This window comes from Caballeronia sp. LZ028 (genome assembly GCF_031451415.1).
Classification (GTDB): domain Bacteria; phylum Pseudomonadota; class Gammaproteobacteria; order Burkholderiales; family Burkholderiaceae; genus Caballeronia; species Caballeronia zhejiangensis.
Genome location: NZ_JARUXN010000002.1, coordinates 115,824 through 142,783, shown reverse-complemented (window position 1 = coordinate 142,783; position 26,960 = coordinate 115,824). Strand labels below are relative to the sequence as shown.

General features: G+C 62.0%; 24 protein-coding genes and 4 pseudogenes. 23 read left to right on the top strand and 5 right to left on the bottom strand.

Features of this window, described 5'->3' with window-relative positions; all coding sequences use genetic code 11:
• The 7 genes and pseudogenes from QCE58_RS15300 to QCE58_RS15275 form a co-directional block, all read left to right on the top strand.
• A partial coding sequence (locus QCE58_RS15300; RefSeq protein ID WP_309779825.1) for an RHS repeat-associated core domain-containing protein occupies positions 1-3,528 on the top strand: 3,528 nt, incomplete at its 5' end.
• Between the two features lie 12 nt (positions 3,529-3,540).
• On the top strand, positions 3,541-3,768 hold the full coding sequence (locus QCE58_RS15295) for a hypothetical protein (protein WP_250520170.1): 228 nt from the start codon (positions 3,541-3,543) through the stop codon (positions 3,766-3,768).
• Positions 3,769-3,816: 48 nt separating this feature from the next.
• Positions 3,817-3,958, top strand: a pseudogene (locus QCE58_RS34100) (RHS repeat-associated core domain-containing protein); the annotation flags it as partial.
• 53 nt (positions 3,959-4,011) lie between these two features.
• Positions 4,012-4,317, top strand: a complete 306-nt coding sequence (locus QCE58_RS34095; protein ID WP_409014131.1) for a polymorphic toxin type 8 domain-containing protein — start codon at positions 4,012-4,014, stop codon at positions 4,315-4,317.
• Between the two features lie 7 nt (positions 4,318-4,324).
• Positions 4,325-4,756, top strand: a complete 432-nt coding sequence (locus QCE58_RS15285; protein WP_250520172.1) for an SMI1/KNR4 family protein — start codon at positions 4,325-4,327, stop codon at positions 4,754-4,756.
• Between the two features lie 703 nt (positions 4,757-5,459).
• A complete protein-coding gene (locus QCE58_RS15280; protein WP_175980348.1) occupies positions 5,460-5,831 on the top strand; it encodes a hypothetical protein in 372 nt (123 codons plus the stop codon).
• Between the two features lie 34 nt (positions 5,832-5,865).
• On the top strand, positions 5,866-6,126 hold the full coding sequence (locus tag QCE58_RS15275) for a PAAR domain-containing protein (RefSeq protein ID WP_175980347.1): 261 nt from the start codon (positions 5,866-5,868) through the stop codon (positions 6,124-6,126).
• A gap of 78 nt (positions 6,127-6,204) precedes the next feature.
• Here the strand turns inward: QCE58_RS15275 and QCE58_RS15270 are convergent, their stop codons facing one another.
• Together QCE58_RS15270 and QCE58_RS15265 are read right to left on the bottom strand one after the other, a co-directional pair.
• On the bottom strand, positions 6,205-6,351 hold the full coding sequence (locus QCE58_RS15270; protein ID WP_175980346.1) for a hypothetical protein: 147 nt from the start codon (positions 6,349-6,351) through the stop codon (positions 6,205-6,207).
• Positions 6,352-7,416: 1,065 nt separating this feature from the next.
• Positions 7,417-8,490 carry a porin gene (locus QCE58_RS15265; protein WP_250522379.1) on the bottom strand — a complete coding sequence of 358 codons (1,074 nt, stop codon included), beginning with the start codon at positions 8,488-8,490 and terminating at the stop codon, positions 7,417-7,419.
• A 427-nt stretch (positions 8,491-8,917) separates the two neighbouring features.
• Between QCE58_RS15265 and QCE58_RS15260 the strand changes: the two genes are divergently transcribed.
• The 14 genes from QCE58_RS15260 to QCE58_RS15195 are packed head-to-tail and all read left to right on the top strand — an operon-like array spanning position 8,918 to position 22,079.
• On the top strand, positions 8,918-9,235 hold the full coding sequence (locus tag QCE58_RS15260; RefSeq protein WP_008345991.1) for a non-heme iron oxygenase ferredoxin subunit: 318 nt from the start codon (positions 8,918-8,920) through the stop codon (positions 9,233-9,235).
• 1 nt (position 9,236) lies between these two features.
• On the top strand, positions 9,237-9,545 hold the full coding sequence (locus QCE58_RS15255; RefSeq protein ID WP_175980345.1) for a recombinase-like helix-turn-helix domain-containing protein: 309 nt from the start codon (positions 9,237-9,239) through the stop codon (positions 9,543-9,545).
• Positions 9,546-9,562: 17 nt separating this feature from the next.
• The gene (locus tag QCE58_RS15250) at positions 9,563-10,621 is read left to right on the top strand and encodes an aromatic ring-hydroxylating dioxygenase subunit alpha (protein ID WP_250522380.1); all 1,059 of its coding nucleotides are present in this window, start codon (positions 9,563-9,565) and stop codon (positions 10,619-10,621) included.
• The gene (locus QCE58_RS15245; protein ID WP_008345996.1) at positions 10,614-11,366 is read left to right on the top strand and encodes an SDR family oxidoreductase; all 753 of its coding nucleotides are present in this window, start codon (positions 10,614-10,616) and stop codon (positions 11,364-11,366) included. The genes QCE58_RS15250 and QCE58_RS15245 overlap by 8 nt, the downstream gene beginning before the upstream one ends.
• A 33-nt stretch (positions 11,367-11,399) precedes the next feature.
• On the top strand, positions 11,400-11,927 hold the full coding sequence (locus QCE58_RS15240; RefSeq protein ID WP_008345999.1) for a cupin domain-containing protein: 528 nt from the start codon (positions 11,400-11,402) through the stop codon (positions 11,925-11,927).
• 7 nt (positions 11,928-11,934) lie between these two features.
• Positions 11,935-12,795 carry an alpha/beta fold hydrolase gene (locus tag QCE58_RS15235; protein ID WP_175980343.1) on the top strand — a complete coding sequence of 287 codons (861 nt, stop codon included), beginning with the start codon at positions 11,935-11,937 and terminating at the stop codon, positions 12,793-12,795.
• Positions 12,792-13,652 carry an IclR family transcriptional regulator gene (locus QCE58_RS15230; protein WP_250503776.1) on the top strand — a complete coding sequence of 287 codons (861 nt, stop codon included), beginning with the start codon at positions 12,792-12,794 and terminating at the stop codon, positions 13,650-13,652. Before QCE58_RS15235 ends, QCE58_RS15230 begins: the two co-directional genes overlap by 4 nt.
• Positions 13,649-14,464, top strand: a complete 816-nt coding sequence (locus tag QCE58_RS15225) for an SDR family oxidoreductase (protein ID WP_250522381.1) — start codon at positions 13,649-13,651, stop codon at positions 14,462-14,464. The genes QCE58_RS15230 and QCE58_RS15225 overlap by 4 nt, the downstream gene beginning before the upstream one ends.
• The gene (locus tag QCE58_RS15220; protein ID WP_250522382.1) at positions 14,457-16,124 is read left to right on the top strand and encodes a thiamine pyrophosphate-binding protein; all 1,668 of its coding nucleotides are present in this window, start codon (positions 14,457-14,459) and stop codon (positions 16,122-16,124) included. The genes QCE58_RS15225 and QCE58_RS15220 overlap by 8 nt, the downstream gene beginning before the upstream one ends.
• Positions 16,117-16,941, top strand: coding sequence for an aspartate dehydrogenase (locus QCE58_RS15215; protein WP_008346008.1), 825 nt, complete (start codon positions 16,117-16,119; stop codon positions 16,939-16,941). The genes QCE58_RS15220 and QCE58_RS15215 overlap by 8 nt, the downstream gene beginning before the upstream one ends.
• A 14-nt stretch (positions 16,942-16,955) precedes the next feature.
• Positions 16,956-18,446, top strand: coding sequence for an aldehyde dehydrogenase (locus QCE58_RS15210; protein WP_250437496.1), 1,491 nt, complete (start codon positions 16,956-16,958; stop codon positions 18,444-18,446).
• A gap of 10 nt (positions 18,447-18,456) precedes the next feature.
• Entirely contained in the window at positions 18,457-19,422 is a 966-nt protein-coding gene (locus QCE58_RS15205; protein ID WP_008346011.1) for a VOC family protein, read from the top strand.
• Positions 19,415-20,632 (top strand): NAD(P)/FAD-dependent oxidoreductase, encoded by a 1,218-nt coding sequence (locus QCE58_RS15200; protein ID WP_250437497.1) that lies wholly within the window; start codon positions 19,415-19,417, stop codon positions 20,630-20,632. The genes QCE58_RS15205 and QCE58_RS15200 overlap by 8 nt, the downstream gene beginning before the upstream one ends.
• 28 nt (positions 20,633-20,660) lie before the next feature.
• On the top strand, positions 20,661-22,079 hold the full coding sequence (locus tag QCE58_RS15195) for an MFS transporter (RefSeq protein WP_008346015.1): 1,419 nt from the start codon (positions 20,661-20,663) through the stop codon (positions 22,077-22,079).
• A 293-nt stretch (positions 22,080-22,372) separates the two neighbouring features.
• Here QCE58_RS15195 and QCE58_RS15190 read toward each other — a convergent pair.
• Both QCE58_RS15190 and tssK read right to left on the bottom strand, forming a co-directional pair.
• Positions 22,373-22,687 (bottom strand): annotated as a pseudogene (locus QCE58_RS15190) (hypothetical protein); the annotation flags it as partial.
• Positions 22,685-23,548 (bottom strand): annotated as a pseudogene (gene tssK / locus QCE58_RS15185) (type VI secretion system baseplate subunit TssK); the annotation flags it as partial. The pseudogenes tssK and QCE58_RS15190, both read right to left, overlap by 3 nt.
• Between tssK and QCE58_RS15180 the strand changes: the two are divergent.
• Positions 23,504-23,971 (top strand): Hcp family type VI secretion system effector, encoded by a 468-nt coding sequence (locus QCE58_RS15180; protein ID WP_250522383.1) that lies wholly within the window; start codon positions 23,504-23,506, stop codon positions 23,969-23,971. The pseudogene tssK and the gene QCE58_RS15180 overlap by 45 nt on opposite strands.
• 124 nt (positions 23,972-24,095) lie before the next feature.
• Positions 24,096-25,151 (top strand): annotated as a pseudogene (locus tag QCE58_RS15175) (AAA family ATPase); the annotation flags it as partial.
• A gap of 429 nt (positions 25,152-25,580) precedes the next feature.
• Here the strand turns inward: QCE58_RS15175 and QCE58_RS15170 are convergent.
• The gene (locus tag QCE58_RS15170; RefSeq protein ID WP_250522384.1) at positions 25,581-26,921 is read right to left on the bottom strand and encodes an MFS transporter; all 1,341 of its coding nucleotides are present in this window, start codon (positions 26,919-26,921) and stop codon (positions 25,581-25,583) included.
• Between the last annotated feature and the right edge of the window lie 39 nt (positions 26,922-26,960).

The following is a 26,960-nucleotide window of genomic DNA, read 5'->3' as shown; positions in this document are numbered from 1 at the left end:
GCGCTGCCGCTCATGCCGAAGCAGGAGCCGACCGGCATGCAGCTTTGGCACGCCTATCCGAACGGCGAGCCGGTCAAGAACGCGCCGTATCGCGTGGCGGCAATTCATCGGGTCGGCTTGCACGGCAGCCGCGACGAGGCGATCGCGCAGTACACGTACAGTCCAGAAGGCGATCTGATCGAGCACCGCGACGTACTTCATCACGCGCGCACGTATGTCTATCAGCATCACCTCCTTACGCGCTACACGGACTTCAACGGCAACCCGGCCAATCTCGAATGGGACGCGTTGGGCCGAAGCGCGGCAACGTCCGCGCAATCGCGCTGCGTGCGGACGTGGATCGCCAAGGACACGATCCTCGACCGCGAAATGAACGTTCACGCGCTGGCCCCGAAAGAGGACACGCGCTTCGAATATCACCGCGAGCACTGGTACACCAAGGTCACGGACAGCGAAGGCAACGCCACGATCCATCGATACGACCAGCACAACCGCATCATTCTGGTCGAGCATCCGGACGGAACCAGCGATGCGTTCAACTGGAATGAGAACAATCAGCTCGTCAGCACGAAGAACGCGCTCGGTCAGGTGCAACGCTTCGAATACGACGAGCAAGGACGTGTAAGCGCCGTCACCGACGCCCTCTCGCAGACCACGCGCACCGAGTACAACGACGCGGGCTTGCCGGTGAAGGTGACGAGTCCGACCGGCGACGTGAGCACGACCGATTACGACGCGCTCGGCCGACCGGTTGCCGTCACCGACGCGGCGGGCCGAACGACCCAATATTCGTGGAACGCACGCGGACGGCTGATTTCGCTGACCGATCCGAAGGGCGGCGCGCGCCAGTTCGACTATGACAACGGCGGCCGTCTCATGAGGGCGACCGACTGCTCGGGCAACGCGACGCTGTATTCCTACGACGAGCGCGGGCATCTGTCGCGCGTGACCGATGCAGAAGGCAACGAAACGGTCTACCGGCGCGATGCGCGCGGCCAGATTCAGCGCATCACGCGCGCGGACGGCACGGAAGAAAAGTTCACATGGGACGGCAACGGCAACCTGTTGACGTACCGTGACGGCGCGGGCACGGAGACGCTATACGGGTACGGTCAGCTCAATGAGTTGCACTCTCGCCGCACGATCGTGGTTCCCGGAACCTTGGGCCAATGGATCGGCTACGGCTATGACAAGCAGGGCCGGCTCGCCTCGCTGCGCAACGAAAACAACGAGTCGACGACCTTCCGTTACGACGCGCTCGGGCAGTTGATCGAACAGACCGGCTTCGATGGGCGCAGCATCAGCTACGAATGGGACGACGCCGGACGGCTCGCGGCCTCGACCGAAGCCGGGGTCCAGACGCGTTACGAGCGCGATCCGATGGGCCGATTGCTCGCGCGCAAGATCGGCAACGCCGCCATCGAGCAGTTCTATTACGACGCCCGCGGGCGGCTCGTCACCGCCAAGGGCGGCGGCGCCGTGACGCGTCTTCATTACGATGATGCCGATAACCTGCTCGCGGAAGAGCAGCACGTTCATCCGTCTTTCCGGGGCAGCTATTCGACCGTCACGCGTCACGAATACGACGTGCTCGGCAATCGCACGAAGACCACCTTGCCGAATACGCGCACGGTCGACTGGCTGCGCTATGGTTCCGGCCACGTTCACGGCGTTCTCGTCGACGGCAAGCCGTTGGTGGACTTCGAGCGCGACAAGCTGCATCGGGAGGTGAAGCGCACGCATCGCAGCTTCACGCAGACGCGCGAGTATGACCGCGTGGGACGGCTCGCGCAGATGTCGGTGCGTCATGCGACGAGCGTCAACCTGCTCGATGTGCTTGCACGGCGCACGTATCAGTACAGCGCGGCGGGCCACCTGACGCGTATCGAGGATCACGCGCGCGGCGTAACCGACTATACCTATGACCCGCTCGGGCGCTTGCTCAAGTCGGTGACGCCCGATCTGACCGAAATCTTTGCGTTCGATCCGGCGGGCAATCCTGTCGATCCGGAGAAGGTTCCGCCGCGCCCGGTCGTGGAGACGGACGCAGAGCGCGCCGAGCGGCACGCGCGGGAACGCGCCGAAGATGAAGCGTGGCTGCGCGCGAATCCGGGCAAGCCGGCGCGCTCACAGTGGGATCAACGCCGCTCCGACGATGATAAGAAGCTTCATGCATGGGAACAGTCATTGCCGAAGTGCATCGGCAATGTGCTGAAGGAGTTGAACCGCACGCACTACGCGTATGACGAGCGCGGCAACCTGAGCCGCAAGACCGAGCCTAATGGCGTGACGTGGGTCTATGCCTACGACCAGCAGAACCGGCTGACGGAGGCCAAGCGCTACGCGAAGCCGCCAGCGGCGAACGAGATCGACCGCCGGGAGAGGAGCACGGATGGTTCTACTACCTGGATTTCTGGCACTGCGCCGTTCGATGTTGCCGCAAGCTATACCTACGACGCGTTCGGGCGGCGCGTGGCGAAGGAAGTCAGAGGCGCGACAGGCGCAACCGAGCTAACCGTCTTCACATGGGACGGCGATGTGCTGCTCATGGAAGAGCGCTTTGACGAGCTGCCGCGCGAGTATGGACGCGAGCGCAAGTCCGCGAATGCCGCTTATCAGACGGTGCGGGAAGATGAGCAGGACGCGTATTCGCTGCCGGTCGCGCAGCGCATGCACACGTTGGACGTGAGCCATCAGTGGACGCGGGCGTCGCTCTATCTGCACGAACCGGGGACGTTCGTGCCGCTCGCTCGTCTCGATGAGAAGCTGGTCGAACCCGCGTTTCTCGCGACGGGCACCGATGGTGGGTTTGTTCAGGTTCCGGCGAAGAGCCGTCATGCGACGCTGTTCTATCAGAATGACCACCTTGGCACGCCGCAGGAGTTGCTCGACGAGTCGGGTAAGGTTGTGTGGCTGGCGCGGTATAGGGCGTGGGGTGGAAGGAAACCAACGCCCTATGGCAAGACGGATCCGGCCGAAGCGGATAACGCTATCCGGTTCCAAGGTCAGTACGCGGACGACGAGACGGGGCTGACGTACAACCGGCATCGGTATTATGATCCGCAGACGGGACGGTTCATCTCGAAAGACCCCATCGGGCTTGCGGGCGGCATCAACGTCTATCAATATGCGCCTAACCCGGTGCAGTGGATTGATCCGCTTGGACTTAGATGCGACAGTCCAGCAAACAAACTCGCACGTAAGTTGCGCGCGCTCCAAAAAGCACAGGGAAGTGCCGCTAATACACGGCGACTCCCGGACGGGAGAATTAGGTATTACGATGCTGAAGTCCCCGCTCTAAATCCGGGTCCCACTCGTGGACGTTCGCACGTAACTGAATGGAATCCTGGAACGGGGCAAGTTCGGTCGTGGGAAGAGACATATAACCAAGCTGGAGAGGTCAACCGAGTTCATCCCAAGATGGACAATGGTGAGGTACTAGACTTGCCGCACTACCCACCGACAAAAGCGGACCTTGATCAAGGCAAAGCTACAGCTTCTGGCAGAGCCACGTCGAGATGCCCATAAGGAGAAACGATCGTGTCTGACATGAAAGCTCAATTTCTCAATGGTCTGCATTTCCTTATCACGGTGGAGGGTTACGCTCCAGACAAGGTCGCGCGCTATGCGTACGAGTTTTATTTGGACCACTCCTTTGATGATCCTCGCTTAGAACGCGTAGTGAATTATCTTAAAGGAATGGATGCGGGGCCTGAGTTTGAATTCTCGGAGGTGGAGCTGAAAGAATTTCTGAGAAAAGAGTTATGAACAAAGGGCCGCATACGCGGCCCTTTGTATGTCTACTCGGCGGTAATGATCTACAATCGGCATCGGTACTATGATCCGGCGACGGGACGGTTCATCACGCAAGACCCTATCGGTCTTGCAGGCGGAACAAACCTATATCAGTACGCGCCGAACCCGACACAGTGGATCGATCCGCTAGGGTTGGCAAAGGTTTGTTGCTGTGGGGAGCCGTACGTAGATCCGGATGCTCGCTGGCGAGATGTCATGAACGATCCGAATACGCCAAGTTCAATGCGTGGTTGGCTCCAAAATCAGGCACGTAGAGTTGATGCTGGCCAGCAAGCCAATATCAAGGCACCACCGGGGTATGAACTTGCACACAGACCTCGTTTCGAAAATGACTCCGGTTACGATTATTCGCATGCTGACCCGATGTTGGCGGCAGACCATCGAGGCATTCAGCATCGCTATTGGCGCAAGCGGAATGGGTGCTGGTCGGCAAAGATGCCGAGTTCTGGGTCGCCTGGGACCGGCAAGTTGAGTCTCCCGAAGGCGGGCTCTTTACCCTAAGCGAGAAATGATGGCTAAAGCGCGAGTGATAGGCACAACAGTAGATGCGATCCATGCAGCTGAGACGGAATTGGCGCGACGCTTGCCTAAGTCGTTCTCGGATTGGCTTCTGGACAACAACGGCAAAGCATTGGGTGCTTTGGTTGTGTTTCCTGTATTCGATGCACGCGATCCCCGCAAAACGTGGGAGTCGATAGTTCGTCACTTCAAAGAAGATTGGCAAGAGTGGCGAGACAACTTCTCAGGTAGCTCTATCGACCTCTCTCAGTTGCTACCGTTTGCGGAATTCGGAACGGGGGATTACTACTGCTTCGACTATGGAACGCTTGGCGATGCCGGAGAGCCTGTTGTAGTTCTTTGGTCGCACGAGACAGGGCAAGCGTCAGCGATTGCTGATAGCTTCGCAGCCTTTCTGACTACGCCCGGTCGACCGGGATAACGATGAGGGAAGCATCTTGGGGCCGCGTGAGCGGCCCTTGTTGTTTCTGGCCTCTAAAGCTCGGAATCGACCAACGCGCGGCTACCCGTTTCTCCCCGATCGGGGAGAAACGCAGCGGCGGCTGTCAGTCTGCCGGCAGCTAGAAAAGCCGTTCCGCGACCACCCGGCGCGCGTCGTCGTTGAGGTGCATTTGCTGAATTCCAGCGATCGCACGGTGCAGCCAGGTATATCAATACGCGCCGAACCCGGTTCGATGGATCGAGCCTCTTGGCTTAACGACATGTCCGTGTCCCGATGATTGCGAGAAGATACTTGAGAACGAGGGTGTCCAAACGGGGCGTCACGGAGATCTCAGAAGGGTTGGCGGGTTGCAAGACTCGCATCACATCTATCAGGACGCCGCAGTCAATGGCATGTCGGGCTACAACTATAACGACGCCCCCGCGATCAGTCTGCAGGGGCGAAATCAAGACGGAACGACCCGGGGGACACCGCACTACAACGCGAACCGCGCGCAAGACCGGGCATCGCTAGGCGGTACACTTGGAAGCGAGACTGTAGTTGCCTTCAATTCATTGAAAGCCGCCGGGCTAAGTTCCAAAGCCGCAAAATGCGCGGTCTTGAAAGCGAGAAGTTACTTCTCCGGGATAGGTGCCAGCGCGGGAGCCAGAACAACCACACCATCAAAGCGAGGTAGATCTAAATGACCAAGTTGAACAACGATGAAGCTTACTTACTTATCACCGAATTCATCGAGGCCATCAATGCTCAAGATGCTCAAACACTTCAAGCAAAGTTCGACGTAACGATGCCCATTCTTGAGGAAATCAAGGAAACGTTGGCAGAGTACTTCTTGGATAACCCACGGATCGGTGTAGCACCACTCGACCGAGCATTTATAGAGCAGCGAGGCTCCCGGCGCTTCATTGATGTTTTTGAGATGAATGGTGGTGAAGCATGGGGAGTGGAAGCAGTGCTCTGGTCAGATGGCAAGCCCCAAGAACCAATTCTCCAAGTCGAAATCCAACGAGACCACGCTCAGATGCGCTTGAGATACAAATATATTGGGTCGTAGCGGTTTGAGAATCGACTAACTTCTAGTTTCTGAAATGACCTCAATTGCATGCGTAGGCGACGCAACCACCCACGGCGGGCGCATCATCACGGGCTCCGACACGATGGACATCAAGGGGCGCGGGGTGGCTCGCATGGGTGATTTGGTGACGTGCCCGGAACACGGCACCAACCCTATTATTCAATGCTCGGACAGGTTGACCGACACGAACGGCAATGGCGTCGCACTCGACGGACATTTGACCGCGTGTGGCAGCCGTCTGATCGCTTACGAGGATCACGGCTCGGTGGGGTAAGGGAAATGGTCGAGCGTCGATGCGCGGCTCGACCTTCGCGACGAGCACCCATAAGGCCCGCCTGGCGCGGGCCTCTACTTATGCGCGCTCGACGTCCTCGCTCGCTTCGTCTTGCGCCTCGCCACCGCCCAACTCGCGCAACTGAACGACGCCTTCAGGTTCCGTCGCGTAGACTTCCGCCTCTCCCGGCGTGAGCGTCGAATCGTTCAGCGTGTCACCGTCCACGATGACCCGAATATCTGAAACTGCCCTGGTTCTCGATATGCACCTTCATTGCTTTGTGTCCTTGGGGTTAGCGTTGCTGCGGGTGGATGAGCCGATCGATCGAGTTCGAGCCGCTTTCATGCTCAGGTAACTGCACGCCGCCGTGTCCGCCCGTATTGGCGATGGTGTTGTGATCGCTTCTATGTAGACGAGCGTGCACCTGTGAAAAATAAGCGCGGCTAGCAGAGCTGCGGCGTAGCGGATGCACATAGCAGAGCGACGCTTTACGAGAGCGCTCCGAAAGCCTTCCACGTTCCCGGCGTGCCTGCTGCGGTGCAGGTTCACCCGGCGACGGCTGTTCCGGCTGGGTTGCTATTGGTCATGGTGTCACCGATGACCCACGTTCCGGAGGTCGGCGGAGCCGTGCCTCGCAATACGCGCTGCCCGGGCAGCCGGTTCCCGCTGTCGAAGGACTGAAATGGCGCTACCGCTGTCGTACTGTCGATAGCTCAATTCCGAACGGCATAGCGGGCACACTGAAATCGTTGCCCGCGACATCAGCGAGTGCCACGGCCCCCGCTTGAAGATTGATAAGCCCAATCGGATATTGCGTGTCGCCTGGGTAGGTCCGCACGTTCCCCTTAATCGATAGCTTGCTGATGGTCACAGTTGCGGTCGTCGAGGAAGCGCCAACCGTGACCGCGCGCTCGTCGCTCGCGCCCGAGCTGTTGACGTTCAGAATGGCGTTACCGTCAACAACGATCGCTTGAACTGTGCATGCTGCCGCTGGCGCACACGCGACACAACCCGCAACTTCGCACTCTGCGATGGAAAGCAAGGTTGAGCGGGTCGGCTTCGCCTTCATCGGTTCGCGAGGAGATGCTCGATGTGCCCGTCGAAGCGTGCCGGGTTCGGGCCGCTGCGCGAGCCGCGCATCGCCGCCCAATCCAGATTCTGACGGACCGTACCATTTCCGTGGTAATGGTTAATTTTGCAAAGAAAGTAGGCGCCGCCCCGCACAGGGGCAGCGCCAATAGACCGACGCGAATACGGGATCCGGCGAAAACCAAAACCAAAACCAAAAAATCAAAACGAGTGATGAATCCCCGCCAGCACGATGACTTGATTCGCCGTACTCGACACCCCAGCGGTAAAGAAAGCCGCCTTCACCCCCCCAGTAGCATGCTCATAAAGCGCATTGACATAAAGCTGCGTCGACTTCGACAACATATAGATATCGCCGATTTCGAACTGCGTCCATCGTCCGCCCGCGAACGTCGTCGTCGCCGCGCCGCCCGCGATCCAGTTCCACGCGACCGGTTTAAAGGTCAACCCCGCATCGTATGACTGAAACGTATCGGACTGCCCGTTCGATTGCAGCTTCACGCGCGTATAAAGCGCATGCACGACGAACTTGCCGATCTCATACGACGCACCCGCGCCCATCTCCTCCTGCTTGTCCGCCATGTAAGTCGCCGCCGGCTGACCCTGAAACGTCGTCAGACCGGTCGTCGCGATCGCGGGCGTGCGATTGTGCTCGTTCGAATACGTGGCCGCCGCCTTGAACGGACCGTTCGCATACGTAATGCCGAAGCCGTAGTTGCGGCCCGTCGAGAAGTTCGTCGTGTTGCCGAGGCCCATCATCGCGCCCGCAGAGAAGCCATAGAAGTTCGCCGAGCGGAATTTCACCGAGTTGTCGTAGGGCACCACGCCCGTATCCGCCAATTGATCGATGTTGCCCGGATGAAACGCGTACCAGCTCGCCGCGAGATACGCGGTCGATAGCGGTCCGAGCATGTCGAAGCTGAACGGCGTCTGATGACCGAGCGTCAGCGTGCCGACGTTTTCCTGCTCGAGCCCGAGATACGCCTGCCTATTCCAAAGCGTGCCCGCCTTCGCGAAGTTGCCCGTGTTCGTGTAGAAGCCGTTCTCGAGTTGCGCGACGGTCTCGAGCCCGCCGCCCAAATCCTCGACCACGCGAAAGCCCCAGCGATCCGGCTGCATGTTGCCCTGCTCCTCCATCCACTTCGGATGGCCGCCGACGTTGTTGATATACGCGATGCCGGCATCGAGACTGCCATAGAGCGTGACCGTGCTTTGCGCGGCCGCGCCGGTCGCGACCCCGGCCCCGATGAGCCCCGCTGCGATGATGTGCTTCACCCTTCGTTCTCCTGATCGTGTGGTTCGAGCGCGGGCCTCGCCCGCTTTCCTGTTCCTGCTGATCGCAGTTATGGCCCTTCCCCAGCAAGACGTCCCGCCACTCGCTTACGTTCCATATATGGATCAACGTCCTGCCTATGGAAAGTATAGTGAGCTTTCCCGCGCCAAAAAAATAAATTTGTGATGAAGCCGGGTAGACCCTGAGACGACGCGGACACGGCGCATTCTGCCGGGCAAAAGGGCTTACGGATCAATGACAAACGGGCGTTCTTACTTCATCCGCGAGCTTTGAACCGCGTCGACTTAAGTGTTTTCACCTAGATATCTACTTTTATATTTTTTCCAAGCCAGTCGACTCCTATAATCACCATACACGAACTGTTGTTCCTTTAGTGGAACACAGACGAACCAGAGGAAAGGGTGAAAGATGTCTGAACAATGGCGCTGCGCCGGGCATGCCGGCGATCTGTCGGAAGACGCACCAATCGAATTCAAGCTCGATGACGGCGCGGAAATCGGAATCTACAAAGTGGGCGACGCGCTATATGCGCTCGAGAACGTCTGCCCGCACGCATATGCGTTGCTGACGCAAGGCTTCGTCGATGGCGACACCGTCGAATGTCCGCTGCACGAAGCGGTGTTTCACATCCCCACGGGCAAATGCCTGAAAGAGCCCGGCGGCCGCGACCTGAAGACGTATTCGGTGCGCCTCGCCGGCGAGGAAATTCAGATCAAGGTGGCGTGACATGGAAAAAGTCGTGAACTTCAACCCGCATCTCAAGCCGTGGCTCGCGCCGCAGCCGAACAACGTCGCCGGCAAGGGCGTGATCGAAAAGCCGGGCGAGACTGAAAACTTCATCTGGCAGACGCGCAAGGCCGAGCCGACGCAATACGAAAACGACTTCGGCGATGCGCTCGAACGCGTCTTCGAAGCGGGCGCGCTGGAACTGGAACAGGTGGTCGCGGGCTTGAACAAGGACGGTTTCCGCACGCCGGAAGGCACCGCATGGACCGCCGACCGCCTCGCCGCCGAACTGCGCACGCTCGCCGAATAAAGAAGGAGCTTCTTCCCATGACGTCCCCTCAGCAAACAACCGCCGCCGATCCCGTTCAGGCCTATCTCGATCGCGGCTTGCGCAATTACTGGTATCCCGTGGCGCCGAGCTGGCAAGTGGCGAATGCGCCCATCGGCTTGACGCGACTCGGCGATCAGATCGTGCTCTGGCGCGACAACGAAGGCAAAGTGCATGCGCTCGAAGATCGCTGTCCGCATCGCGGTGCGCGTCTGTCGCTCGGCTGGAATCTCGGCGGCAGCGTCGCGTGCTGGTATCACGGCATCGAAGTCGATGGCGGCGGCACTGTGCAGAAAGTGCCCGCCGTGTCCGCGTGCCCGCTCGAAGGCCAGAAGTGCGTGAAGTCGTACCCCGTCGAAGAACGCGCGGGCGCGATCTTCCTCTGGTTCGGCGACGACGCCAACAAGGAACCCGCGCCGCTCGTGCTGCCCGAAGAACTCGTCGCCGAGGAATACGCGAGCTTCCTGTGCATGTCGCACTGGAAGTGCAATTACCAGTACGCGATCGACAACGTGATGGACCCGATGCACGGCGCGTATCTGCACGCGACATCGCATTCGATGGCCGAGGGCGACAAGCAGGCCGACATGCGCGTGCGCAAGACCGAAACTGGCTTGATGTTCGAGAAGGTCAATCAGCGCGACGTGAACTTCGACTGGGTGGAGCTCGGCGAAACCGGCTGCCTGTGGATGCGCCTCGCGATTCCGTACAAGAAGAAGTTCGGGCCCGGCGGCAACTTCGGGATCATCGGTTTTGCTACGCCCGTCGACAACGACAACTGCCAGGTCTACTTCTGGCGCACGCGCAAGGTCTCCGGATGGCAGCGCGATGCGTGGCGCTTCCTGTATCGCAATCGTCTCGAAGGACTGCACTGGGCCGTGCTCGAACAAGACCGCTATGTGCTCGAAAGCCTGGCGCCGAACGCACGCGATCACGAATTCCTCTATCAGCACGATGTCGGCATGACGCGCGTGCGTCGCATGTTGAAGCAGCGCGCGCAGCAACATCTCGCCGCGCTCGAAGCATTGCCGAAGAACACGGAGCACGCTCATGCGTGATGCGTCGAAAGCGCTCGACGGCCGTCGCGTGATCGTGACCGGCGGCGCTCGCGGACTCGGCGCGGCCTTCGTGCGCGCGCTCGTCGGGCAAGGCGCGCACGTCGCGTTCGGCGATGTGCTTAGCGAAGAAGGCGAAGCACTTGCGCGCGAACTGCGTGACGTGCACTTCTTCCCGCTCGATCTGAACGAACCGCGAAGCATCGCCGAATTCGTCGAACAAGGCACGAATGCGTTGGGCGGTCTCGATGCGCTCATCAACAACGCCGCGATCACCAACTCGGGCGGCAAGTCCGCCAGCGAGCTCACACCGCAAACATGGGATGCGGTGATGAACGTGAACGTACGCGGCACTTGGCTGATGAGCGTCGCGTGCCTGCCGCATCTGAAGGATTCGGGACGCGGCGCGATCGTGAACATCGCATCCGATACGGCGCTGTGGGGCGCGCCGAAGCTGCTCGCATACGTCGCGAGCAAGGGCGCGGTGATCGCGATGACGCGCTCGCTCGCCCGCGAGTTCGGCGCGGACAACGTGACCGTCAACGCGATCGCGCCCGGCCTCACCGAAGTGGAAGCCACCGCATATGTGCCCGCCGAGCGTCACGAGTATTACCTCAAAGGCCGCGCATTGACGCGCGCGCAAGTCCCCGACGACGTGAACGGCCCCGTGCTGTTCCTGCTCTCGGATGCGGCGCGCTTCGTAACGGGCCAGTTGCTGCCGGTGAACGGCGGCTTCGTGATGAATTGATTCGCTCTATTTGATTGGAACCTGGAGAAAGCAATGGCCGATGCAGACATCGAACGCAAGTCGTGGGATCAGCCCGCCGAAGCGAGCTTCGCACAATGGATGGACACGCGCGTCGCGCGCCTCGAAACGCGCCGTTACGACTGGGACGCGCTCAAGTTCCAGGCCGACTACGACCCGAAGTATCGTCGCGCGCAGATGCGTTATGTCGGCACGGGCGGCACGGGTGTATCGAAGGACATGAACACGATTCCCGCAGGCAGCTTCACGTTTTCGACGATGGTCATTCCCGCCGGCAACATCGGGCCGAGTCATATTCATATCGACGTAGAAGAGATTTTCTTCGTGCTGCGCGGAAAGATGAAAGTCGTCTGCGAGAAGGACGGACAAACGTGGGAAGCCGTGCTCGGCGAGCGCGATCTCATTTCCGTGCCGCCGGGCGTGTATCGCACGGAGATCAACATCGGCGAGGAAGACGCGCTGATGTGCGTGATGCTCGGCGCGCCGAAACCCATCACGCCGACGTATCCGCCGGATTCGCCGCTGGCGAAGTTGAAGCGCTGAGGCTCGCATGAACATCCAGACGCTCGCGTGCTTTCCCGACACGCATATCGAAACCGCGCACGGCATCACGGGTTATCGCGAGGCAGGTGCGATGCATCGGCGCGCGCTGCCCGTCGTGCTGCTGCATGGGATCGGGTCGGGCGCGGCGTCGTGGGTCCGGCAGATCGGCGCGCTCGGTGCGAAGCGGCGTGTCATCGCATGGGACGCGCCGGGGTATGGCGAATCTAGTTGCATACGTAACGATTCGCCGCTTGCGCTCGATTACGGGCAAGCGTTGCGCGCGTGGCTCGATGCGCTCGATATCGATCGATGCGTGATCGTCGGCCATTCGCTCGGCGCGATCATCGCGGGATCATTCGCCGTGCATACGCCACAGCGCGTCGCGGGCCTGCTGCTGATATCGCCGGCTGCGGGTTATGGCGCTGCATCGAAGGAAGTGCGCGATTCGAAACGCGATGCACGTTTGAAGATGCTGAACGAACTCGGCCCGCAAGGACTCGCACGCGAGCGCAGCGCCAACATGCTTTCGCACTACGCCGACGATGAAGCGCGCGAATGGGTCCGCTGGAACATGGCGCGCATCGTCCCCGCAGGCTATGCGCAAGCGACGCATCTGCTTGCCAACGCCGATCTCGCAGCGGATATCGCGCGCTTTCACGGACGCATCGCGGTCGCCGTCGGCGCGGACGATGCGATCACGCCGCCCGACGCATGCGAGCGCATCGCGCAGGCCGCGCGGGTCAATCTGCAAGTGATGCCGCGTGCGGGCCATGCAGGCTACGTCGAATCACCCGCTGCATACACCGCATTGATCGATGCGTTTTGCGAAAGCATCGAATGCCACACGAAAGACGGAGTACCGCAATGACATCCCTCGCCACGGAAGAAGCCGACAAGGGCGAACCGACTTACATCGTGCCGGGACTCGAACGCGGATTGAAGATCCTCACCGAGTTCTCGCCGCGCGAACCGGTGCTTGGCGCGCCCGAATTGTCGCGACGCCTCGGCATTCCGCGCACGACGGTTTTCCGCCTGTTGCAGACGCTCGAATCGCTCGGCTTTCTGGAGCGCGCGGACAAGGACCGCAACTATCGGCTGGGCGTCGCCGTGCTGCGTCTCGGCTTCGAATATCTGAGCTCGCTTGAACTCACCGATCTCGGCCTGCCGATCATCGAAGCATTGCGCGACGCGACCGGTCTCACGAGCCACATTCTCATTCGCGATGGGCGCGATGTCGTGTTCGTCGCGAAAGCGCAGAGTCACGCGCCTATCTTCAGTTCGGTGAAGGTGAACGTCGGCACGCGCCTTCCCGCCCATGCGACGACGCACGGCCACGTTCTGATGGGCGATCTTTCGCTCGATGAACTGCGCGCGCTCTATCCGGAAGCGCATCTCGAACGCTTCACGACGTCCACGCCCGAAACGGTCGAAGAGCTCTTCGAGCGCGTGAAGGAAGACGCCGAACGCGGCTACGCGACAAGCCAGTCGTCGTTCGAGCGCGGCATATCGGTCGTCACCGCGCCCGTTCGCAACGACACGGGACGCATCGTCGCCGTCATCACGACGACGATTCCGCGTCCCGAGATCGACGCAGCGTTGCTCGACAGCGGTCTCGTCGACAAGGTTCGCGAAGCCGCCGAGGCGCTCTCGATGCGTCTCAACTATCGCCCGGGCGCGCGTGCTTCCGCGTCGAACCGCTACATGAAATCTCTGGGGTTGCAATGATTCGAATCGATCTCTCGGACCAGGTCGCTGTCGTCACCGGCGGTTCGTCGGGCATCGGTCTCGCGACGGCGAAGTTGTTCTTGCAAGCGGGCGCATCGGTGGCCATTTGCGGGCGCGACAGCGAACGTCTGCAAGGCGCGCAGGCAACGCTCGCCGATGAATTCCCGCAAGCGCAACTGTTCGCCGCGCGTTGCGACGTGCTCGACGCGGAGCAAGTGAACGCATTCGCATCGCAGGTAATGCAACGCTTCGGCCGCGTCGACATGCTCGTGAATAACGCGGGTCAGGGCCGCGTCTCCACATTCGCCGATACCACCGACGACGCCTGGCGCGACGAATTGGAACTGAAGTACTTCAGCATCATTCGTCCGACGCGCGCCTTCTTGCCGATGCTGAAAGATGCGCCTTCGCCCGCGATCGTCTGCGTGAACTCGCTGCTCGCGCTGCAACCAGAGCCGCATATGGTCGCGACTTCATCGGCGCGCGCGGGCGTGTTGAGTCTCGTGAAATCGCTTGCGACGGAACTCGCGCCGCAACGCATCCGCGTGAATTCGATTCTCATCGGCATCGTCGAATCGGGGCAATGGAAGCGTCGCTATCAGAACTACTTGAACGAAAACGCCGATAACCCCACGCGCCAAAGCTGGGAAGAATGGACCGGCGAGCTCGCGCGCAAGAAAAACATTCCGCTCGCCCGCTTCGGCTTGCCCGAAGAAGCGGCGCAGGCGCTCTTCTATCTCGCAACAACGCTGTCGTCGTACACGACCGGCAGCCATATCGATGTTTCCGGAGGCTTTGCTCGTCATGTCTGAAAAAACCACGGTCGGCGAACTGATCGCCGCGTTCCTCGAACAATGCGGCGTCCGCACGGCGTTCGGCGTGATCTCGATTCACAACATGCCGATCCTCGATGCGATCGGGCGTCGCGGCAACATCCGCTATGTCGGCGCGCGCGGCGAAGCGGGCGCCCTGAACATGGCCGACGGCCTCGCGCGCGTATCCGGCGAACTCGGCGTCGCGTTCACGTCGACGGGCACGGCTGCCGGCAACGCAGCGGGCGCGATGGTCGAAGCGCTGACGGCGGGCACGGCGTTGCTGCATATCACCGGGCAGATCGAAACCGAGTATCTCGATCAGGATCTCGCGTATATCCACGAAGCGCCCGATCAGTTGTCGATGCTGCAATCCATCTCCAAGGCGGCGTTTCGCGTACGCACCGTGGACACCGCGTTGCCGACGATTCGCGAAGCCGTGCGCGTCGCGCTCACTGCGCCTGCGGGCCCGGTGAGCGTCGAGATTCCCATCGACATTCAGGCCGCTGAAATCGAATGGCCCGCCGATCTCGCCGCGCCGCACGTCGGCATGCTCACGCACGACAGTCTGCGCGTGAAGCAGCTCGCCGATGCGCTCACGAACGCGAAGCGTCCGTTGCTATGGCTCGGCGGCGGCACGCGTCATGCGCGCGGCGCGGTCGAGCGCCTCGTGAAGCTCGGCTTCGGCGTGGTGACGAGCGTGCAAGGTCGCGGCGTGCTGCCGGAAGATCATCCGGCGACGCTCGGCGCATTCAACGTGCATCCGTCCGTCGAAGCGTTCTACAAGACCTGCGATGCGCTCGTCGTCGTCGGCTCGCGTCTGCGCGGCAACGAAACGCTGAAGTACAAGCTCGCGCTGCCGCAGCCGCTTTATCGCATCGACGCCGATGCGCTCGCCGATAACCGCGGCTATCCCAACGAACTCTTCGTGCATGGCGATGCATCGCGCGTGCTCGATGAACTCGCGACGCTGCTCGAAGGCCGCATCCGCATCGATGCCGCGTTCGCGAGCGATCTCGCGGCAGCGCGCGAAACGGCCGTCGCGGAAGTGTCGAAGGGACTTGGACCGTACAAGCGTCTCGTCGATTCGCTGCAACGCGCGGTGGGCCGGGATTACAACTGGGTCCGCGACGTCACGATCTCCAACAGCACGTGGGGCAATCGCCTGCTGAAGATTTTCAATCCGCGCGCGGGCGTGCATGCGCTCGGCGGCGGCATCGGGCAAGGCATGCAGATGGCGATCGGCGCCGCGCTTTCGGGCGCGGCGAAGAAGACGGTCGCGCTCGTCGGCGATGGCGGTCTGATGGTCAATGTCGGCGAGCTCGCAACCGCCGTGCAGGAAAAGGCCAACGTCATGATCGTGCTGATGAACGATCAATGCTACGGCGTGATCCGCAACATTCAGGACGCGAACTACGGCGGACGCCGCATGTTCGTCGATCTGCATCAGCCGAATTTCGCGCAGTTCTGCGCGAGTCTCGGCCTTGCGCATCGCCGCATCACGTCGCTCGATCAGGCCGATGACATCGTGCGCGAAGGGCTCGCGATCGATGGCCCGGTGCTGGTCGAAGTGGACATGCTGTCGGTCGGCTCGTTCGCGACCGCGTTCGCCGGGCCGCCCGTCAAGAAGGAAGAGCCGAAGGAGCCGGAATATGCGTGATCCCCTCCATGCACGGCAAGCGATCGACATCGCGATGATCGGCTTCGGCGCGATCGGTTCGGCGGTGTATCGCGCGCTCGACAACGATCCGCTCGTTCGCATCTCGCATGTGATCGTGCCGGAACGCGATCGCGACAACGTGCGCGCCGTGCTCGGCGATAACGTCGATGTCGTGTCGCACGTCGATGCGCTCGCCAGTCATCCGGAATTCGCGCTCGAATGCGCGGGACATGCGGCGCTCGTCGATCATGTCGTGCCGTTGCTGAAGTCGGGCACGGATTGCGCGGTCGCATCGATCGGCGCGCTGTCGGAAGCCGGCTTGCTCGATGCCCTCGCCAATGCCGCCAATGAAGGCGCGGCCACGATCACGCTGCTCTCGGGTGCGATCGGCGGCGTCGATGCGCTCGCCGCCGCGAAGGAAGGCGGCCTGGACGACGTGCAGTACACCGGCCGCAAGCCGCCGCTCGGCTGGCTCGGCACGCCTGCTGAAACGCTCTGCGATCTGAAGTCGCTGACTGAAGAAAAGGTCATCTTCGAAGGCACTGCACGCGATGCGGCGCGTCTCTATCCGAAGAACGCGAACGTCGCGGCGACCATCGCGTTGGCGGGACTCGGGCTCGATGGCACACGCGTGCGTCTCATCGCCGATCCGGCTGTCGAGCGCAACGTGCATCGCATCGTCGCACGCGGCGCGTTCGGCGAGATGTCGCTGGAAATGTGCGGCAAGCCGTTGCCGTCGAATCCGAAGACATCGGCGTTGACTGCATTCAGCGCAATCCGTGCGTTGCGCAATCGCGCCGCGCGTTGCGTCATCTAAGGAGCTTCAGAAAGATGAATCATCCCGACACTTCGCTCGTAGCGTCCGGCGATATCTATATCGGCGGCGAGTGGCGCAAAGGGCGCGGCAATCAGTACGCGAGCATCTATCCCGCCGATCAATCCGTCAACGCGGAGATCAGCACCGCCGATGCCGACGACGCGCGCGAAGCCGTCGAGATCGCGGATCGCGCTTACAGGCAGGCCGATTGGGCCGGACTGAAGCCGCATCAGCGTGCTGCGGTTCTGCATCGCATCGCGAATCTGATCGAAGCGCGTCATGAAGCGCTCGCGCAATTGCAGCGCCGCGACAACGGCAAGCCGATCAGCGAAACGCGCGCCCTGGTCACGAGCGCGGCCAACACGTTCCGCTACTTCGCAGCGTGCCTCGAAACGCTCGAAGAAGAACTCACGCCTTCGCGCGGCGATTATCTGACGATGAGCGTGCACGAACCGCTCGGCGTCATCGCGGCAATCACGCCGTGGAATTCGCCGATCGCATCCGATGCGCAAAAGCTCGCGCCTGCGCTCGCGGCCGGCAACGCGGTCGTGCTGAAGCCCGCTGAAGTGACGCCGCTGGCATCGCTTGCGCTCGCGCGCATCTGCGAGGAAGCGGGCGTGCCGAAAGGCGTCGTGAGCGTGTTGCCCGGCAAGGGCTCGGTCATCGGCGATGCGCTCGTGCGTCATCCGCTCGTCAAGAAGGTCGCGTTCACGGGCGGCACCGAAGTCGGTCGCGGTATTGCGCGTCTTGCCGCGGAAAAGCTGATGCCGGTATCGCTCGAACTGGGCGGCAAGTCGCCGACCATCGTCTATGCCGATGCCGATCTCGATCACGCAGTGAACGGCGTGCTGTACGGCATCTTCAGTTCATCGGGCGAATCGTGCATCGCGGGATCGCGGCTCTTCGTCGAACGCAAGGTGTACGGCGAGTTCATGTCGCGTCTCGTCGATCGCGCACGCAGGCTGCGCGTCGGCGATCCCACGCGCGAAATCACGCAGATGGGTCCGCTCATCACATCGCAGCATCGCGAGAGCATCGAACGCTATGTCGCGCTCGGTCTCGAAGAAGGCGGCACGCTGTTATGCGGCGGCGAACGTCCGACGGGCGATGGCCGCGAGAAAGGCTTCTTCTATCTGCCGACGATCATCGAAGGTCTCGCGAACGATGCGCGCATGTGTCAGGAAGAAATCTTCGGCCCGGTGCTTGCCGCCCTGCCCTTCGACGACGAAGCCGCGTTGTTGCAACAAGCGAACGACAGCGTGTTCGGTCTCGCCGCCGGCATCTGGACGCGCGACTACAAGCGCGCATGGAACCTCGCGCGCGCGTTGAGCGCGGGCACGGTCTGGATCAACACGTACAAGCAGTTTTCGATTTCGACGCCTTTCGGCGGATGGAAAGACAGCGGCATGGGACGCGAGAAAGGCCGTCTCGGCCTGCGCGAATACATGCAGCAAAAGAGCCTGTACTGGGGCTTGAACGATGCCCCGCTGCCGTGGGCGAACTGAAGGAGCTGCCATGACGATCCTTGGCATTGAACGCATCACCTACGGCGTGACCGATCTCGACACCTGCCGGCGCTTTTTCGCGGACTGGGGATTGAAGGAAGTCGCGCACGATGAAGCGCGCGCGCGTTTCGAAACGCTCAACGGCTGCGAAGTGCTGCTTGCATTGGCCGACGATCCCGCGCTGCCGCCCGCATTCGAAGGCGGTCCGACGTTGCGCGAAGTGACGTGGTCCGTCGCGACGCGCGCCGAACTCGACGCATTGCGCGGACGCTTCGCGGGCCAGCCCGGTCACATCGAAACCGACGATGCGGTCGGTTGCATCGATCCGAACGGCATGGCGATTCGTGTGGAAGTGACGAAGAAGCGCGACATCGACGTGAAGGGCTCACTGTCGAACGTGTGGGGCAACGCGCAGCGCATCGATACGCCGAGCCCCGTCTATGAGCGCGCGGAACCCGTCGAAGTGGGACACGTCGTGTTCTTCACGAACTGCGTCGCGGAGCAGGAAAAGTTCTATCACGAGCTGCTCGGCTTCGAGACATCGGACCGCTATCCGGGACGCGGCGCGTTCATGCGTTGCGCGCCGCATGGCGGTCATCACGATTTGTTTCTCTTGCAACTACCCGATGGAAAACGCGGCCTGAATCACGTCGCGTTCACGGTGCGCGACATCCACGAAGTCTTCGGCGGCGGCCTGCATATCAGCCGCTGCGGATGGACCACGCAACTCGGACCGGGACGTCATCCGGTTTCGTCGGCGTACTTCTGGTACTTCAAGAATCCGGCGGGCGGTCTCATCGAGTATTACGCCGATGAAGACGTGCTCACGCCCGAATGGCAGCCGCGCGAGTTCGAGCCGGGTCCGACCGTGTTTGCGGAATGGGCCGTCGATGGAGGTCTCGACGGCAACACGCGCCGCCAGAAAGAGGCGAAGGCGCCCGAAGGCAAGTTCATGACGGAGCGGAAAAATGGCTGATCTTCAGACAGTCGTCGTGATCGGCGGCGGACAGGCGGCGGGCTGGATCGTGAAGACGTTGCGCAAGGAGGGCTTCGATGGCCGCCTCGTGATGATCGCCGACGAGATTCATCTTCCTTATGAGCGCCCGCCGTTGTCGAAGGCCGTGCTCGCGGGCGAAGCGGATATCGAAACCGTGCGTCTCGTCGATCACGATGCATTCGCCGCGTTGAACGTCGAAGCGTGGCAGCCGGAACGCGCGACGTCGATCGATCGCGACGCGCGCATCGTGCGTACCGCGAGTGGACGCGAAGTGCAGTACGACCGGCTTGTCATCGCAACGGGCGGTGCGGCGCGCCGTCTGCCGGCATCGCTCGTGAAGACTTCGCATCTTGCCTATCTGCGCACACTCGACGATGCGGTGCATATCGGCAAGCGTCTGCGCGAGAGTCATGCGAAGCGCCTGCTCGTGATCGGCGGCGGATGGATCGGCCTTGAAGTCGCGGCGACCGCGAAGAAGCTCGGCGTCGATGTGACCGTGATCGAAGGTGCGCCGCGTCTGTGCGGACGTTCGGTGCCCGCGAGCGTGTCGGACTTTCTGCTGAAGTTGCATCGCGATAACGGTGTCGATGTGCGTTTGAATGCATCGGTCGTATCGCTCGAAGACTGCGAAGGCGGCGTGCGCGCTTCGATGGCCGATGGCACGTTCATCGACGCCGGCTTTGCCGTCGCGGGCATCGGTCTCGCGCCGCACACGGCGCTCGCGGAAAGCGCGGGCATCGAAGTGAACGACGGCATCGTCGTCGATGAATTCGGCGCGACCCACGATGCACATGTGTTCGCTTGCGGCGATGTCGCCAATCATCCGAATGCGTGGCTGAAGCGCCGCGTGCGTCTCGAATCGTGGGCGAACGCGCAGAACCAGGCGATCGCGACGGCCCGCGCCGTGCTCGGCGTTCGCACGCCGTATGCGGAGATTCCGTGGTTCTGGTCGGATCAGTACGACGTGAACCTGCAGATTCTCGGCGACATTCCGCCGGGCGCGACGCCTGTCGTGCGCGGCGATCTGGACGCGCGTCGTGCATCGCTCTTCTTCTTCGAAGGCGATGTATTGCGCGGCGTCATCGCGATCAACGCGACGCGCGATCTGAAGGTCGCGAAGAAATGGATGAGCCAGGGACGTGCGGTCGATATCGCGTCGCTCGCGGATACGGCGAAGGCACTCGCATAACACATTGACGGGAGCAGGCATGAGGAGCATGAGCAACACGGCCGTTGAGCACGGCGGCACGGCCACGACAGTCGCGGACGCGAGCGCGGCCGCTCACGCGGTCACGAAGGGATCGATCATCGCGCGCATCGAACGGCTGCCCGCCAACGCGATGCAGGTGCGCGCGCGGATTCTGATCGGCGCGGCGACGTTCTTCGATGGCTTCGATGTCATCGTCATCGCGGCGACCTTGCCGCTGCTCATCCAGCGTTGGGGGCTTACGCCGGGACAGGTCGGCTTTCTGATCGCGTCGGGATCGATCGGACAATTGATCGGCGCATTCCTGTTTCCTTCGCTTGCGGAACGCTTCGGGCGCGTGCGTTCGATCGCGTGGAGCTCGGGGATCATCGGACTGACGAGCATTGCATGCGGCTTCGCGCCTTCGTTCGCCGTGTTCGTCGCGTTGCGCATCGTGCAGGGCCTCGGGCTCGGCGGCGAGTTGCCGGTGGCGGCGACGTACATCAACGAGATCACGCGCGCGCATGGACGCGGGCGCTTCGTGCTGCTGTATGAGATCGTGTTTCCGATCGGCCTGCTTGCATCGAATGCGCTCGGCGCGTGGATCGTGCCGCGATTCGGATGGGAAGCGATGTATTTCATCGGCGGCATTCCGCTCGTGCTGTTCTTCATGTTGCGCGCGCTGGTGCCGGAATCGCCGCGCTGGCTCGGTGAACGCGGCCGCATGAAGGAAGCGGGCGATGCGCTTTCCGCATTCGAAGCGACCGTCAAGCGGCCGTTGCCGCCGCTCGGCAATCTCGCCGAATTCGAAGCGATGGCGAATCGGCATCCGAAGCGGCGCCGTCTCGATCTGATCGGGCCGGCGTATCTGAAGCGCACGATCGCCGTCGCGCTGCTGTGGATGACGTGCGGCGTGCTGCAGTACGGTCTCTCGACGTGGTTGCCGACGATCTACAAGACGGTTTATCACGCGCCGCTGCAGCTTGCGCTGAATCTTGCGGTGGCGGCGTCGGTGCTGGGCGTGATCGGCTCGCTGACGTGCGCGCTGATCGTCGACAAGGTCGGGCGCAAGCCGGTCATCAACTGGTCGTTCGTGTTGTGCGCGCTGTCGCTGGTATGCGCGGGCGTGTTCGTCGCGCAGTCTGTGTATGTGGTTGCGACGTTCTGCGCGCTCGCGCTCGGCTTCATGGCTTGCGGGTTTATCACCGCTTATGTTTATACGCCGGAGTTATATCCGACGAGTATCCGCGCTTTCGGTTGTGGTCTCGGTGGCGCATGGCTCAAGATCGCGGCGATCTTCGCGCCGGCGCTCGTCGGCAAGACGCTGATGGGCGGGAACATGGACATCGCGTTCTATGCGCTCGCGGTCGTGCCGGTCGTCGCGGCGGCGGCGGTGCATTTCATGGGGATCGAGACGAAGGGGAAGGTGCTGGAGCAGTTGGAGGTTTGAGAGGATGGGTGCCCCGCTTTGCGCGGGGCTTTCTCTTTCCTGTTGAGCGGAGGCCAGAGGGGGCCTCGCTCGTTCGGAGGGTTTTCTGAGTTTTTTAGGTGGAACGTCCGGGGCGATCATGCTGCCGATTTAATCGCGGTTAGCGTCGCAAAGTATGCCTCGTCCGGCGTTTGATCCGCCAGGCTCGAGTGGGGGGCCGCTTTCGGTTGCACAGTTCGATGTATTCGCCGATGGGGCCTTCGGACCACGCACTCGCGCGTTCCAGATCGGCGTGAACTAACGCGCCGCGTGCATCAGTTCGCCCCCGGTAACGGGACGCCAACCTTCTGCGCGGCAGCCAGCGCACCAGGTGGCAAGGGCGGCGGCGGCTGCCCGGTTGCCTTCTCGGCGAGCGTCTTCGTCACGAAGATGCGCGAGGGCAGTGTGAAGTGACGCAGCGCCAGCACGTCAAGCGGACCCGCGCCCGCTTCGGCGCGCAACTGCACCGAGAGCGAGGACCCCGCGCCCTGGTCCGGCGTCCACGACAGCAGATAGCGCGCATTATCCTGCTGCGAAACTCTCGCGCGCTCGAGCAGCCGGATGAATGCGAAGCGACCCTGCGAGTACAGCATGCGCGCGTGCGCGGGACTCGCGGCATCGAGCGCGAAGTACTGGTTATCGAGGCGCACGGGAATTGCCGCCGGCACGCGCTGAACGGCCTTCAACGCGATACCTGCCAGAGCCGAATTGACGATGTGATCGACCTCGTCCGGCGCGCCGATCTTGCACAGCCGCGGAATGCGTTCGACGAGTTCGAACGCGGGCAGCGTCGAATTGACCGACAGATACCAGTCGGCGGCGCCATCGGCGATACGGGTGTCGAGAATCTGGCCGGTCCACGTCGTCGCGTTCTCGTGCGCGAGATCGATCGGCACGACACGCGACGGGATGATCGCATCCAGCAAGTTCCGGATCATCGATTCGATTTCCGCAAACACTTCGTCGGCGCGGACGTGATCGTACGCAGGAATGTCCGTGAGCTGCGAGCTCGTGGAGAACGTCATCAACGCGCTGGCGAGCTCGGCGAGGACCGTGTACAAGCGCTCGGGCGGCAAGTTCGGATTCGAAGCGAGGAATCGGAGTTGCGGCCACGCGGCATGGATGCAATGCAGAAGCCAGAACAACTGCACGTCGGCGACGCCGTATTCCGCGACCTGTTCGATGCGCTCGCTGCGCCGCGCGCCGAGGGCGAGGCTCTTCGCCAGCAGGATGTCGGCGATCCGGCCGATGCGCTCGACGTGAAGCTCATGCGCGCCCAGCGACAGGCAAGGCGGCACGTAGCGCCGGTCGAGCTGGAACTGGCCGCTCGTGGAACGGACGAGGCGTGCGATGGCGCAAACGGTGTCATCGGCGTGCGGCTCGAAATCGAACAGCAGACGCACCGCATGACGTTCCGCGGCGATCTCGCTTTCGTCGGTGCCGTTTCCGTCACCGTGCAAGGCCGCGAAGGCAGCGTCGAGATCGTCGAGTTCGGTCATGGCGTGCATATCCCGACCGATGGCAACACCGGCAAGCTCACCGGCACGCGCGTGCACGCGCCGATCACGCTGACCAAGGAAACCGATTCGTCCACGCCGTATCTGTACAAGGCGGTGACGAGCGGCCAGACGCTGAAGTCGGTCGAGATCAAGTGGTACAAGATCGACGACGCGGGCAAGGAGAAGGAATACTTCAACACCAAGCTCGACAACGTCAAGGTCGTCGCGGTCCGTCCGAAGATGCTCGACATCAAGAACCCGGCTTTCGAGAAGCACAACCATCTCGAAGAAGTCGAACTGCGCTACGAGCAGATCACCTGGTCGTTCAAGGACGGCAACATCATCCACAAGGACACGTGGAACGAGCGCGCGTAAGCGCGTGACCCAGCGGCTCATGACAACGTGAGCCGTCGAAGCCAGCCTGCTTGCGGGCTGGCTTTTCTTCTGCAATTCATCCCCACCGTACGCCCTCTTTCATTCACCTCGGCACCGACTTCATATGACAATGCGCGACTCCACTCATCTGCTTCGCCGGCTCAACCAGCACTGCGCCCGCACGCTCGAAGCGGCCGCGAGCCTGTGCCAGACGCGCCTTTCCGACGAAATCACCGTCGAGCATTGGCTGCTGAAGCTCATCGAGGCGGACGAAGGCGACATTCCCGCGATCCTGCGTCACTATGAAATCGATGTCGATGCGATCTGGAACGCACTGCTCGCCGCAATCGACCGCCTGCCGCGCAATCTGCGGGGCATGCCGTCGCTTTCCATCCAGCTCGCGAGCGTGCTTCAGGACGCGTGGAATCTCGCATCGCGCGAGGATATCGACGGCACGATCCGCTCGGCGCATCTGCTGCGCGCGCTCATCGGCGCACCGCATGTCATGCGGACGCAGGACGCGTGGCCGCTTTTTTCGCTTTCCGATGCGCAGATCGAACGGCTCGTGCCGCGTCTCGGACGCGCGTCGTGCGAGAACGCGCCCGCGCAGGAAGACGAAGGCGACGCAAGCGCACCAGTTGCAGATGCTCAAGCGCCCGTCAAGCAGGCGGCCCCGCGCTCGACCGAAGGCCAGGCGCTCGAGCGCTTCGCCATCGACCTGACGGAGAAGGCGCGTCGCGGCGAAATCGATCCGGTGTTCGGCCGCGATCGCGAGATCCAGCAGATGATCGACGTGCTCGTGCGGCGGCGCAAGAACAACCCGATCCTCGTGGGCGAGCCGGGCGTCGGCAAGACGGCACTAGTCGAAGGGCTCGCGCTGCGCATCGCCGAAGGCAGTGTGCCGTCTCTCTTGCGCGACGTGCGCATTCTCACGCTCGACCTCGGGCTGCTGCAAGCCGGTGCGGGCGTGAAAGGCGAATTCGAGCAGCGCCTGAAAAACGTGATCGATGAAGTCAAGGCATCGGCGACGCCGATCGTGCTGTTCATCGACGAAGCCCACACGCTGATCGGCGCGGGCAACTCGGCCGGCGGCTCGGACGCTGCGAACTTGCTGAAGCCTGCACTCGCGCGCGGCGAGTTGCGCACCATCGCCGCGACGACGTGGTCCGAATACAAGGAATGTGCGTCGCAGTTGTCGGGATCGAATTCGAGCGCCTCGACAAAGCACTCGATCGCGCTTTCCCGATCCCCGCATTCGTTCAGATAGATGATGCCGCGCTGTACGCGGGCGATCGCGTTGTCGGGGTTCCGCGCGATCCATCGCGTACACATTTCCAGCGCGAGAAGCGGCTCACCTAATCGGATGAGGCCATTGGTGGCCTCGATCGCGTAATGAGCCTCGTGAGGTTCGATATCGAACGTCCCGTGCCACAAGGCGATTGCCTGGTCGCGTTTGCCACGCTCGATTGCAGCCTGAGCAGCGCTGGCGAGCGCCGTCGCTCGCTCCCTGATGTCATGCTCCACCATCGCTCTTCCGTCGTTCAATAAGGATGCCGGAGCGTAACAGAGCCGAGCGTCTCAACCGTAACAATGCGACGCGCGAACGCCGCTACTCATGCCACTGCCCCGCCCCTCCCGCGAACGCCGGCACGCCCATCTCCTCGCGACTGCGCGCCTCACGCGCTTCATCGGCTTCCACGGTCTTGCTCGTATCGATGAAAAGCGCCGCGACCGCACCGACCGCGAGCAATCCCGCTGAAATCGTGAACGGCACGTTATAGCTTCCTGTCTGCTGGATCAGATAACCGAACGCGACCGGCGACACCATTCCCGCGATGCCGAAGCCCGTGTTCATCATGCCGCCCGCCGTGCCCGCATACTTGCCCGCGATATCGAGCGGCAACGTCCACAGCACCGGATTCGTGATCTCGAGGAAGAAGAACGATGCCGTCAGGAACCACACCGCCATGATCGGGCTCGGCGCATTGACCATCGGCAGAAGGAAGGCGAGCGACCCGCCCATGCCCACCACGAGAATGCTGCAGCGCGCGAGCCGCAGTTTTCCCGTGATCCGGTAGATGCGGTCCGACAGCACGCCGCCGAGCGTATCGCCGATCACACCGGCAAGCAGCGGCAAAGCGGTGAACAGCGCGAGATGCTTCAGATCGAAGCCGCGCGATTCCTTCAGATACGAAGGCAGCCACGTCAGATACACCCACAGCAGCCAGCCATAGCAAAAGTCGACGAAGGTCACGAGCCACATGCGATGAATCAGCATGCGCCACGGCGTCGGCTGCTTTCTCGCGCGCGCGCATTCTCCCGCGCGATAGCCGATCTCAGCGGTTTCCTCGGGCGTCACGCGGCGGTTTTCATCGGGTGAATTGGTGAAGACGAAGAGATACAGCACCGTCCACGCAAGGCTCGCGATGCCCAGCAGAATGAATGCCTCGCGCCAGCCGCTCGCTGCGACCACGGCAAGCACGAGCGGCGGCGTCACCGCGCCGCCGAGCCGCGCGAAACTATGCGTGATGCCTTGTGCAAAGCCGCGTTCGCGCACCGGCATCCAGAATGTGAAGGCGCGCGTGGCGGTCGGAAACGCGCCGCCCTCGCCGATGCCCAACGCAAGGCGCAACAGCACGAGCATGCCGATGCTGCCCGCGAAGCCCGTCGCGAGCGTCGCCGCGCCCCATATCAACGAGAGCACGGTCAATACGAGCTTCGGGCCGAATCGATCGGCAAGCCATCCGCCGACGATCTGCATCACCGCATACGGATACGCGAACGCGGAGAACACGAGCCCGAGCTGCACGGACGTGAGGCCCATCTCCTGCCGGATCAACGGTCCTGCCACGGCGATGTTCACCCGATCGATGTACGAGATGAAGTACATCAGACACATCACGCCGAGAATGATATGGCGCGTCTTCACGCGCTGACGTTGCTTGTTCACAGTGTCTCCTTCCTTTGGTCCATCTGATGTGGAATATCG